The organism is Bartonella sp. OT172YNZD, from assembly GCF_042193725.1.
Lineage (GTDB): Bacteria > Pseudomonadota > Alphaproteobacteria > Rhizobiales > Rhizobiaceae > Bartonella > Bartonella grahamii_A.
On record NZ_JBHILZ010000012.1, the window covers coordinates 22,213 to 34,769 of the forward strand.

The window sequence follows — 12,557 nt, forward strand, 5'->3', positions numbered from 1 at the left end:
ATGATACGTGTTTTTATTTATATTTTTGTTGTTTGTATCCTCGGTTTAGCTTTCGCGTGGGTTGCTAATCACAATGGTATTTTTGTTCTCACATTTTTGCATTTCAGACTTTCTGCTTCATTGCTTACAGTGTTAAGTGTGCTTATTTTGCTTTTTGTAATGCTGGTGTTTTTATGGTGGTTATTGTCTTTCTTTTTTTCTATACCGAGTGCTCTTTCCAATTATTTTTATAAACGGCATCAAAAGCGCGGTTATGAAGCTCTTTCAAAGGGGATCCTTGCAACTTTTGCTGGTGATGGTATGGTAGCGCAAAAAATGGAAGCACAGGTTGCTAAATATCTTGCAAGAACACAAGAGCCATTGGTAAAATTCTTACAAGCGCAAACCTTGTCTTTACAAAATAACTCTGTTCGCGCTATCGGTCTTTATGAGGAGATGAGAAAGGAAGATCCGACAAAACTGGTTGGACTTTATGGTTTGTTTCGTGAAGCGATGAAGAGTGAAGCTTATGAGGCAGCGCAACAATATGCCGAAGAGGCGCTAACTTTATCGCCAGCACTTTTATGGGCGCATCAGGCGGTGCTTGATCGGTTAAGTACTGAGGGTAAATGGGATAAGGCACTTACTATTTTTGAAAGAGCGCAAAAAGCTCTCCCGCGTTCTGTTCGCACGACTCCAGAGCGGCAGCATATACAGGTTTTACTGTTAAGTGGGCAGGCACTTTCTTTGTTTGATACACATCCTGTACAAGCACGTGAAGCCATTTTGAAAGCCCATAAATTGGCGCCTGATTTTGTTCCAATAATAGTTATTGCTGCTAATATTCTTTATAAGTTAAATGAAATCCGTAAAGCGGATAAAATGATTATAGCGGCTTGGCAAAAGAATCCTCATCCTGATTTGGGGACGCTTTATCTTGAAAGAGAAGAAGGAGCCATTGGGCGATTAAAAAGGGCTAAGACACTTGCTTCTTATAATAAAGATGCATTTGAATCGGCTTTCCTTATTGCTAAAGCAGCTTTGGATGCTGGTGAAACAGCATTAGCAAGAGAGCAGGCACAAAAAGCATTACAGTATCATCCACGTGAAAGTGTTTATTTATTGTTGGCAGATATTGAAGAGGCACAGGGAAACAATCAAGGTGCTGTGCGTCAATGGCTTTCTTTAGCACTTCGTGCTGAACGTGATCCAGTATGGATGTGTGATGGGTCCGTTTTTTCTTCTTGGTCAGCGGTTTCTCCAATCAGTGGACGTTTGGGCTGTTTTGAATGGAAGGCGCCTCCCTGTATGCCTTCTCTCACATTAGAGGCGGACAATATTGTGCCGAAAAAGCAAGACAAAGAGTGTGTTATGGGAAAAAGTGATGGTGTTGAAGATAAGAAGCTCGAAAAATTAACACCTATAGACGATTCTCTTTTGCATAATGTGCAGGTGGGGAAACAAGATATAAAAGAACAAGATGTAAAAATGTTCAGTCAAACTCACTTAAATGTTGATGATCCAGGGGTCAAAACAGAAGAAGAAATATCTTTATCGAAGAAAAAATTTCGTTTATTTTAAATTGCATCAATGTGATAATATGGGTGTTTTCTCAGAAGAAACAATTAACCTAGAAGAAAAAACATTGTTAGTCTTGTCCAATAAAATTATTCTCTTATGCTTTAAAAATGAAGTTTTGCTTGGTTGCAGAGGTGATTGGTTAAAAAATGTTTTTAAATCAGAGATGTCTTGATAAAAAACAAAAAAATAACAAACCAAGGATTGCTGTTGTTATTCATCGGCGGTCTACCTATACTGGTCGTTTAGGAAAACTTTTACAACAAAAAGGTTTTGTTCTTGATATTTATCGTCCTATTTTTGGACAAAAACTTCCTGATACATTAGAGTATTATGCCGGTGTTGTTATTTTAGGGGGACCGATGAGTGTGAATGACAGGGAAGCCTATATTGGTGAGGAAATTGATTGGATTTCGTTATCACTAAAGGAAAATAAGCCTTTTTTGGGTATTTGTCTTGGAGCACAAATGTTAGCGCGAAATCTAGGGGCGCGCGTTGGTAAAAGAAGTGATGGGACTGTTGAAGCCGGCTGGTATCCGCTAGAAGCAACCCCTCAAGGGAAGGAATTGATGAATTGGCCAGAAATGGTCTATCATTTCCATGATGAAGGTATTTATGATTTACCGAAAGAGGCAATGCTTTTGGCAACAGGACATACATATCCTACACAAGCTTTTCGTTATGGAAACAATGCATGGGGTTTGCAATTTCATGCTGAGTTTACACGTGCTATGATGCGGCGGTTGGTCGTGCGTTCGGCACATAAATTGGCTGAAAAAGGTGCTCAACCTGCTTGTGCACATTTGAAAGGTCGTTTAATTTATGATCAAGCTTTAAGCCAATGGTTTGAAGGTGCATTACGACAAATTTTTTGTATACCGGCCGCACTTGTGTGAGTGTTAGAAACGCTATTCATTATCATTCTTGTTGTTCGGTAAAACAGCATCGTTTAAGGTGGAGGTAGAAAACTCATGTAAAACTTTACACATGAGGCATTTTTTGTTAGAGAGTGTTAGTAGGTTTTCTTGAAAAAATCTTGCTTTGTAGGCTTATGAGATACTGTACTTTAGAGCGATGTATAGGGCTCCTTGAAGGGATCAGTCGATAAAATTCGGTCGATTAAAAAGTTGGATTGTTTATAAACTGACCGTTGTTAAGAATCTTTATCCTTTTTAGGGTGGGGAGGAAGTTAAGAGATAAAGAAAGTTTTAATGTTGTCTAAATCCTCTCAAAAACCGTCATCACAAAAAATTTTTTCTTTGAGCTATTTAATTTGCGGGCTCTTTTGTCTTGCTTTAATATTTATTTATAGCGCACTCTGGTTTTTTTTTCACGTAAAATAGAAGACCAGGTTTCTGATATATTCGCAAAAGCGTCTTCCTATAATATGGCGGCGGTATGTGAGAATGTGCACAAGGATGGTTATCCTTTGCGTATCGGTGTTGTTTGCGACAATTTTCAATTTTCTTGGCCTTTACATGGGGTTTCCTTATCGACGGGGCGTTTGATAGCTGGTGCACCAATTTATGCACCTCATTTGGTCGAGTTTAATGTTCATTCTCCTGCATCAATTGTTTTTTCCGGACAAACTCCCATAGTATCGCATTGGCGTAATTTGGTGATTGAAACAGAACCTTATTGGAAAACGGGTAAGACATTGAAGTTTATAGCTGAAGGGCTTGAAATTTCATCTCTTTCCTCTTCCCTTGAAGATCAAAAGTCTCAAGAAGCATTAGGAGCACAAACAACAGATAAAAAAACGACACGAGAAAATGTAGAAGATCAGGCATCTTTACAAAATACGCATGACGTGATTATTCAGCCGTTAGAGCCAAAAGATACGTCTCAAAAAATAACGGCAGAATTTTTGCGCTTTGATCTGAAACATGAAAAGAATGATTTATCGGGAAATATAACTTTTGATGGTTTTGATGTTTCTCTAATTTTTACATCTTCTTTTGTTGATGTCCCAAAAATTGATGGCAACTTGAAAGTGATTTTAAATGACATCTCTCTTCTGTCTGAAGATGAGGGAAAAAATTGGCAACAGAGGTTATATGGGAAAAGGGGACTTTTAAAGCAAGGTGAATTGACTTTTCATACAGGTGGTGGGTTACGTATTAGTGGACCTTTTTCTTTTGATTATGAAGGATATTTGACAGCAAAATTTGAACTTGTCCATATTCAGCCCATGAAGCTTCTTAACACTTTGCAGCGCTTATTTCCCGCGCAGGCCAATAATCTTCAAGCGTTATTTTTTATTTTGGGTGCACTACCTAAAAATGCCGATGGCGCTCCTGTTCTTCCCTTACTCATTAACAATGGGTGGGTAAAATTAGGTTTTTTAAAACTTGGTCGTCTTGCGCCGCTTTAGGTTTTGTACCAAAGTCTTTTTTCATTTTTACCATAAAATTTCGATTTTTTCTGATTTTCACACTTTTTTGCAGTTTTAGAGTGTCAAAATCTATTTTAACAAAATGCGTATTTAATGGTGAAAAATAGCTATAAAAATAAAAAATTACCACTTACTCCTAACTAATCCCCCCTTTTTTCACTTAGTAAAAAATCTTATGTCAAACTACATATAAACAGTGTTTGTATGGAAAAGTGGTATTTTAAAGTATGCTGAATTGGCTTTTTATAGAGGTGATGTGGTGCCGTGTTAGGAACCTTTTTTCTTTATGTATGGAATGAGCATGTTGCCTATATCTGTTTAGGGTAATCTTTGAAAGAGGTAAACAGCCTAGTTAGGTGAGAATATGAAGTTGTAAAGGGGAAAATAAATGTTCAGCTTTACTGTTATTTTTTATTCGATTTTACGCATTTGTTAAAAAAATATTTCTCAGTGCTTCCTATTTCACGATGTCGCCTTGAATGATAAAGCCATTAAGCACCATCATCTTTTCGCTTATGGAGTAAGAAGCCAGGGCACTATCATATTTATATTTACTCACACCCAATGTTTCTACAGTTCTTGGCACTTGAGGCGGTTTATGAGAGGTATTTTTTAGTTCTTTCTTTAATGTTTTTTATCTATACGGCTTTCCCATTTGCAACATGCAAGGAGAAATGCATTTAATTGATTGAATATAAATAGATTTGAAATGAGGCAAACTTAGAATATCGGTTTCTCCTTCAACATAAAAGTGATAAAATTATGCTTTTAAATCAATATATTATATTTTTTTGTTGAAGGATATTTGACAGTAAAATTTGAATTTATTTTTTATTTTAAGTGCTTTGTCTAAAAATGCGGGATAGCGCTTCCGTTCTTCCCTTACTGATTAGTCATGGATGGATAGAACGGGGGCAAAAGCTTAGCTGTTTTGTACTGCTTTTAAGTCTGAAAGTTGATGTTTTTACGTTGAAAAATCAATCCTGTTGTCGTTTTGAAATTATTGCAAACAATTCTATTGTGATAAATAGCAAGATTCTCATTTTGGGTGCTATGTCTAAAATGCAAACTTCTGCATCTCGGTTGGTTTACTGTGGTTGGATAGAACAGGAGATTGAGTGGGTCGTTTTGTATTTGCTTTAGGTTTGAAAGCCAGTATTTTGAAGTTGAGAAATCAATCCTGCTGCAAAAGTAAAACGAGAAATATTGAGATCATTTTCAATAAGGGCACTAATATGGTTTGTAATGTTGTGAATATGATCTTCTCCTGTTTTTTTCCAAGTGTCAAAAGGATCTTTTTTCTTTCCATAATTTTTAAGGATTTTCATAACGATTTGCCGTAAGCTTTCAGAAACATTTTCTTTGGCTTGGCTTAAAGCCATACTATCATAATAATCTACTACAGGAATTATACGACTTGCTTCGTTAATGCGGTTTATACGAATGATTTGCGCAAGTGAAAAATAGATCTCTGCGGTTTTAATAAGATCACTGTTGCTTTTTTTTGCAATTAAAGAAATATCACAGATTGTTGAAGCAGCTTCCAAGAGAGCTAATTGTTTCGCTAATGCTTTTGGTGCTCCCTCTTCGCTGTAGTGTAATGCTTTTTCTTCAATCTTTTGCGTAATATCGTTGTCGTGAGAATGCATAAGCTCTTTTTCAATAACGCTACGGGCTTGCTTTATTGTTGTTACAATTTCTTCTAATGGACGTGAGAGATCTATGTTGTGTAAACCCCAATTGGTTGTTTCAAAGAGCATTGGGGTCATTGCTGCGTAGAATTTGTTTTGGACAAGACCGGGTATTTTATTATCAAGCTTATCAATTTGTTCAGACAATTGAGGAATTTCAAAACTATCGCGAATAGCAATGAAAACGCGAATAATATTTTCAGTCTTTTGTTCTGTTGCATCGTGTAGTCTATTAACAAAAGTGGGGCCTCCACGATTTACAATATCGTTGGCAATCAGCGTTGCTATAATATTACGACGCAATTGATGATTAATGACTTCCTTCTTAAAATTTTCTTGAATTTGGGTTGGAAAATAGTTCAGCAAGGTTGTATTGAAATAGTGATCATCAACAATGGGGTTATTAGCAATTTCTTCTTTTAAGGTTAATTTAGCATATGCAAAAATAACGGCGAGTTCTGGACGGAGAAGACCTTTGCCTTGGGTTGCTCTTTGTCGTAAAATTTGCTCATCAGGGAGTATTTCAACTCTACGATCTAGAAGCTTTTTTTGTTCCAAATCGTGCATAAAGCGTATTTGATAGGGCAAATCAGTAGTGCTTTGGTTTTCCGCCAAAGAAAGAGCAAGGGGTTGTAGATAATTGTTGCGCAAGACGAGTTGCTCGACTTGAGGTGTCATTTTTTTCAAGAGGTTATTGCGTTCTTCGCGGGTTAACGTTTTGTCACGTAGAGCTGATGCAAGAACAATTTTGAGATTGACCTCAATATCAGAACAATTCACACCAGCAGAATTGTCAATGGCATCCGTATTGCATCGACCACCATTTAAGACATATTCAATCCGTCCACGTTGTGTAACACCAAGATTAGCCCCTTCGCCAATAATTTTTGCACGCACTTGCTCTCCGGTAATGCGTATTGCATCATTTGCACGATCACCTACTTGGGCATCATTTTCTGTTGCAGCACGGATATAAGTACCAATGCCGCCGAACCATAAAAGATCGACAGGGGCTTTGAGAAGAGCAGAGATAATTTCAAATGGTGTTCCTGTTTGTTTTTCGAAACCAATGGCTTGTGCTGCTTCAGGCGAGAGAGTAATGGTTTTTTCTTTTCGTGAGAAAATACCACCGCCCTTTGATAATTTGCTTTGATCGTAATTTTGCCAGCTGGAGCGAGGAAGTTTAAAAAGGCGCATACGCTCTGCATAGCTTTCGTCTATGTTTGGATCTGGATCAATAAAGATATCGCGGTGATCAAAAGCGGCAATCAATTTTGTTTGTTTGGAAAGCAGCATCCCGTTGCCAAAGACATCGCCAGACATGTCTCCAACACCGACACAGGTGAAAGGCGTTGTTTGAATATTGTGATCAAATGTTTCTCTAAAATGTCTTTTGACGGCTTCCCATGCACCTTTAGCTGTAATACCAATGGCTTTGTGGTCGTAACCTGCTGAGCCTCCAGAGGCAAAAGCATCATCGAGCCAAAAGTGATTTGCTTGGCTGATGGCGTTGGCTGTATCAGAAAAAGTTGCTGTTCCTTTGTCTGCTGCGACAACAAAATAGGGGTCAGGGTCATCATGACAGATAACATTGGGGGGAGAACTTATTTTGCCGTTAATCAGATTGTCTGTGATGGAGAGCAAAGCTGTGATAAAGTCTGTATAAGCTTGTCTTGCTGCTTCTATGATGAGAGCACGATCATTTGTGTGGGGAAGCCGATGGGGATAGAAGCCACCTTTTGCACCTGCAGGAACGATAACCGCATTTTTAACTTGTTGGGCTTTGACTAAGCTGAGGACTTCAGTGCGATAATCTAATGCACGGTCAGACCAACGAATTCCGCCACGAGCGATAGGTCCAAAACGCAAATGCACTCCTTCAACTTCCGGTCCATAAACAAAAATTTCTCGGTAAGGGCGTGGTTCAGGTAAACCCTCAATTTGGCGCGGATTTAATTTGGTGGCTAAAATACGCCGTGGACTTCCATCGTCAAGAGGCGTAAAGGCATTCGTTCGTAAACTCGCATCGATAAGGTTACAATAACGGCGTAAGATGAGATCATCATCTAAACCAGATACTTTCTGTAATTTTTCTCCAAGACGCTTTTGAATAACCTGTTGGCTTTTTTCCCGCTCTTTTTCTTTATGGCTTTGGTGAAATTTTAAATGAAATAAAGCATAAAGATCTTGGGTAATGTCAGGATAAGCATTTAAAGTTTGGGCAACGCGATCTTGCGAATAAGGAATACCGGCTTGCTGGAGATAGCGCCCATAATGGCGCAAAATAACAATTTCGTACCAATCAAGTTCAGCTGTTTGGGTGAGAGCATTAAAGGCGTCATTATCAGCATTTTGTGCCCAAATGGCCTCAAAGGTTTCGGCGTGTTTTTGACCGTTTTTTTCAAAATCGATACAGAGCTGAAAAGTGCTTTCCAGCTGCATATCATGAAGATACACAGAGTGTCCATAGCCATCTGGTAGTTCAAGGGTTTGTTCAGTAATAACGCGAAACCCCATATTTTCAAGGAGTGGTACACGTTTGGAAAGGGCAAGAGCCTCATGGCGGTGAAAAAGTCGAAGAGAAATGGTACCTTTTTCTTTGTTTTGTGCGTGGTAAAAGTTCACGAAAAGGGGCTTCTCATCATGAAGATTTAAAATATGTCCGGCATCGTTAATAGCGTCTTCAGTTGAAAATAAATCACGATAGCTGTTGGGGAATTCGCTGGCTAGACGTGTTTGTTGCTCTGTTGTTTTTTGGGTAAGAGCGATGGCTTGAACGCTGTCTTCCCAACTTCGTGCAATCGAACGTACATGTTGTTCAAGTGTGGAGCGCTTGATAAGAGGAACAGTTTCGTTTCCTTTGCGATGGATGATATAATAGACACGTATAAGGGTGCTTTCCAAAAATAGCGGATAAGATTCAAAAAAGTCGCCTTTATAGAGCTCAACAAAATGTTCGCCAACTTTTTCACGCAGGTCGCTACTATATTGGTCACGCGGTACGTAGACAAGGATAGAAACAAAGCGCCCAAAAGAATCAGTGTGGGCAAGAACCCGTAAACGTGGTCGCTCATCTAATTGTAGAATAAGTTTAGTGTTTTCTGTCAATGTATCAACATCAGAGCGAAACATTTCATCTCTTGGATAGGTTTCTAACGCACTGATGAGTGCTTTCCCTGAATAATCGGCGTGATTATGCCCAAGACGTTGAATAATAGTTTGGGCTTTTTCTTTTAAGAAAGGAATTTGCAAAATAGAACGTGTATAAGCTGAGGAGGTAAAAAGCCCTACAATACGTAATTCTCCACAGAGTTGGTTTTCTTTATCAAAGATTTTAAGACCAATATAATCGAGCCAAACAGAACGGTGAATTTTGGAGCGGCTGTTGGCTTTTGTCACGATAAACAGATTATCGCTTTCCATGAAGGATAAAACTTCTTGAGGAGGTTCTTTCATACTTTCATCGTTAACAATATGAATAGAAGCATCCGTGAGTATACCAAGTTCAATATTACTTGCTGTAAAGGATTTTAGGGGTTTTTGGTTTTTGATGAAGTTGTAAGTGCGCATACCAAGGAAAATGAAATTATCGTCCATTAGCCAGTGAAGAAATTCAATAGCTTTTTCGCCTTCTTGTTTGTAGTGCGGGGGAAGACTTATTTGGTAGGCATGAATATGTTTTTCAACTTCTTCAAGCATAGGTTTCCAGTCTTGTACAGCAGCATTAACTTGTTCAAGAACTAAGGTGAGTTCATTTTCAAGTTTTTGTATTTTCTGTTTGTTTAATGACTCAATGTGAATTTGCATCAGACTGATGCGTTTTCCAGAAGCACAATCAAGAATAGGGTGTGCAATCAAATAGATATGGTTTTTGTGTTGATTGAAAACATTTAAAATAGAATCGAGAAGGAAGGGTTTGTTATCATTAACAAGCGTGATAGCGGTTATAGGCTTGTTATTACGGGTCAAATTTTGTTCAAAGTAGATAGTATTTTTTCCTGTCTGATGGAGATTAAAAGCTTTTACTGCGATGGCTGCGGCTTTTTGAAGTTCTTTGTTTTCGTAATAAACAATATCTTCTTCATCGGTTTGGGCAAAAAGGATTTGTTCTATTTTATCTTGGGTGTTTTTTGTTTCTGTTTTTTTTTGTTGCAACACACTCACTCTCCCTTTTTACTCTTAGGGGTCTTTATCTTCTCTTTGATTAAAAGCAGACCATTATATTTTTTATACTGTAACACCTTCTTCCTGAAGAAAATAGCTCTTTATTTATAAAGGATGAGTTTGTTTTTGCTATTTTTTAGTAATAGTTTGTACTTTAAAGAAATATTTTTCGTCAAGGAAAGGGTATTTTTAGTATTTTTGTATGTTAATAGTTTGTTTTTTTAAATATACAAAATGAAAGTAAAAAAAGAAGCAGAAGTTAAAGAGAGAATGGCGCGTTTACCAGAAAGACTTTTAAGTGGTTACCAAAACTTTATAAACAATCATTTTTCATATAAAATAGCACATTATCAGCAATTGGTGATTGAAGGGCAGAAACCTGAAGTTTTGGTCATTGCTTGTTGTGATTCGCGTGCAGTGCCAGAAATGATTTTTGATGCTAAACCAGGGGAAATTTTTACCTTGCGCAACGTGGCAAATGTGGTTCCTCCTTTTTCTCCTGATGACCAATACCATGCAACATCAGCAGCTCTTGAATATGCTGTGCAATTGCTTGAGGTAAAACATATTATCGTTTTTGGTCATGCCCATTGTGGAGGCATTCGTACTGCTCTTAAGGAGACATGTAAATCTTTATCATCAAATGATTTTATTGGTCAATGGATAAGTCTCTTAGCACCAGCAGCAGAAATCGTTTTGAATAATAAGTCGCTGTCTTGGCCAGAAAAACAGACGGCATTAGAGCAGCTTTCTATTCGCCATTCGTTGAGAAATTTAGAGACGTTTCCATGGATAAAACTTCGCAAAGATCAAGGTTTTTTGACATTGCATGGGGTTTGGTTTGATATCTCTAGCGGAAAATTATGGAGTATGGAACAAGAAACAGGTTGTTTTATGCGTGTTGAAGTTGAAAGTTTTGAAGTATAGTATTTGCTGTTTTTATTTCTTCGTATAAAAAGACATTTTATGATAAAACTTGACAAAGCTAGGGTTTTATTGTTTGAAGGAGCAAGCTTTCAGTGACAAAATTAACTTGGAGCCACCGGCTGAGACCCCAGTTTAAGGGTATAAAGAGATCTCAGAGGTCAACATCCGACGGCGCGATGCGTTCTCGGATGCTATTTTGGTTTGTTTGTTATGCAACAATGAGGTAAATGATGTTTGAATCCTTGCAAGAGCGACTTGGTTCTATCCTGTCTCATTTGACGGGACGTGGCGCTTTATCGGATCAGGATGTTGTAGAGGCGCTACGTGAAATTCGTCGCGCTTTATTGGAAGCTGATGTTGCTCTTGATGTTGTACGCTCTTTTACCGATAGGGTTCGGGAAAAAGCTGTTGGGGCCGAAATTGTTAAATCAATTAAACCAGGCCAGATGGTAGTTAAAATTGTTCATGATGAATTGATTCATATTCTTGGAAATGAAAGCGTTCTGAGTGATTTAAATGCACCAGCTCCAGTTGTTATCATGATGATTGGTTTGCAAGGTTCCGGAAAAACAACCACAACAGCAAAGCTTGCGAAACGTTTCACTGATAAGCACAATAAAAAAGTTCTCATGGCGTCATTAGATACACGCCGTCCCGCTGCACAGGAGCAATTGCGCCAATTGGGAGAACAGGCGAAACTTGCAAGCTTGCCTATTATTGCCGGACAGCTGCCTGTTGATATTGTATCACGTGCCGTTCAGGCTGCTAAATTGGGTGGTTATGACGTGTTGCTTCTTGATACAGCAGGACGTAATCATATTGATGAAGCTTTGATGCTCGAATTGGCTGAAATTAAAGCATGTTGCCTTCCTCATGAGATTATGTTGGTGGCTGATAGTTTGACGGGGCAAGATGCCGTTCATCTTGCTTGTTCTTTTGATGAGCGTGTAGGGATTACAGGGATTATTTTAACACGGATGGATAGTGATGGGCGTGGTGGCGCTGCTCTTTCTATGCGTGCTGTTACAGGTAAACCAATTAAAGCAATTGGAACTGGTGAAAAAATAGATGCTTTAGAAGATTTTTATCCCCGTCGTATCGCTGATCGTATTCTCGGAATGGGGGATATTGTTTCTTTGGTTGAAAAAGCTGCTGAAACAATGGATCATGAGAAAGCTGCTGCTTTTGCAAAAAAAATGCAAGCTGGAAAATTTGATCTGAATGATCTTGCAGAACAGTTGCAGAAAATGAAAAAACTGGGTGGAATGGGCGGTATTATGGGCATGTTGCCAGGAATGGGGAAAGTCAAAGAGCAGATTGCGGCTGCGGGGCTTGATGATCGTTTGTTTGATCGTCAATTGGCCATTATTTCATCTATGACACCGCAAGAGCGGGCGAATCCAGAGCTTTTAAAACATAGCCGCAAACAACGAATTGCTAAGGGATCTGGTACAACGGCAGCTGATATTAATAAACTTTTAAAGATGTATCGCCAAATGGCTGATATGATGAAAGCTATGGGTGGTAAAGGAAAAAGTGGTTTGATGGGAAAAATGTTGGGAGGATTTGGTTCCAAAATGGGTTTTGGTGGTATGGGAAATTTTGGGGGGGATTCTCCAGCTATGCCTGATTTGTCGGGATTGGATCCAAAGCAATTCTCAACGCTTCAAAAGCAAATTGAAAATGGTAATGGAGGGAAGTCCTTGCCCGGACTACCGGGACGTGGACCTACATTTCCTGGTCTTTCCAATGGCATTGCCAATAGGGGAAAATTTCCTCAGCATTCTAAGAAAAAATAAGATGTAAAGAGGGAAAGGAATATG

The 12,557-nt window shown here is 38.6% G+C and carries 7 protein-coding genes; 6 read left to right on the forward strand and 1 reads right to left on the reverse strand.

All coding sequences use genetic code 11. The features are described from left to right. The 4 genes from ACFIJS_RS06550 to ACFIJS_RS06565 all read left to right on the forward strand — a co-directional run bounded on the left by ACFIJS_RS06550 (nucleotide 1) and on the right by ACFIJS_RS06565 (nucleotide 5,095). Nucleotides 1-1,560, forward strand: a complete 1,560-nt coding sequence (locus ACFIJS_RS06550) for a heme biosynthesis protein HemY (protein ID WP_375650756.1) — start codon at nucleotides 1-3, stop codon at nucleotides 1,558-1,560. A gap of 146 nt (nucleotides 1,561-1,706) precedes the next feature. Continuing rightward, nucleotides 1,707-2,453 carry a glutamine amidotransferase gene (locus tag ACFIJS_RS06555; RefSeq protein ID WP_375650757.1) on the forward strand — a complete coding sequence of 249 codons (747 nt, stop codon included), beginning with the start codon at nucleotides 1,707-1,709 and terminating at the stop codon, nucleotides 2,451-2,453. A 422-nt stretch (nucleotides 2,454-2,875) separates the two neighbouring features. Further along, a complete protein-coding gene (locus ACFIJS_RS06560) occupies nucleotides 2,876-3,931 on the forward strand; it encodes a DUF2125 domain-containing protein (protein WP_375650793.1) in 1,056 nt (351 codons plus the stop codon). 876 nt (nucleotides 3,932-4,807) lie between these two features. Next, on the forward strand, nucleotides 4,808-5,095 hold the full coding sequence (locus tag ACFIJS_RS06565) for a hypothetical protein (protein WP_375650759.1): 288 nt from the start codon (nucleotides 4,808-4,810) through the stop codon (nucleotides 5,093-5,095). Here ACFIJS_RS06565 and ACFIJS_RS06570 read toward each other — a convergent pair. Continuing rightward, nucleotides 5,092-9,801, reverse strand: a complete 4,710-nt coding sequence (locus tag ACFIJS_RS06570; protein ID WP_375650760.1) for an NAD-glutamate dehydrogenase — start codon at nucleotides 9,799-9,801, stop codon at nucleotides 5,092-5,094. The two genes, ACFIJS_RS06565 and ACFIJS_RS06570, sit on opposite strands and share 4 nt — an antisense overlap. Nucleotides 9,802-10,077: 276 nt before the next feature. On the opposite strand from ACFIJS_RS06570, the gene ACFIJS_RS06575 reads away from it, so the two are divergent. Both ACFIJS_RS06575 and ffh read left to right on the forward strand, forming a co-directional pair. Then, nucleotides 10,078-10,734: a carbonic anhydrase gene (locus ACFIJS_RS06575; RefSeq protein ID WP_375650794.1), complete on the forward strand. Its 657-nt coding sequence runs from the start codon at nucleotides 10,078-10,080 to the stop codon at nucleotides 10,732-10,734. A gap of 230 nt (nucleotides 10,735-10,964) precedes the next feature. Beyond that, entirely contained in the window at nucleotides 10,965-12,533 is a 1,569-nt protein-coding gene (ffh, locus tag ACFIJS_RS06580; RefSeq protein WP_375650796.1) for a signal recognition particle protein, read from the forward strand. Nucleotides 12,534-12,557: the final 24 nt, after the last annotated feature.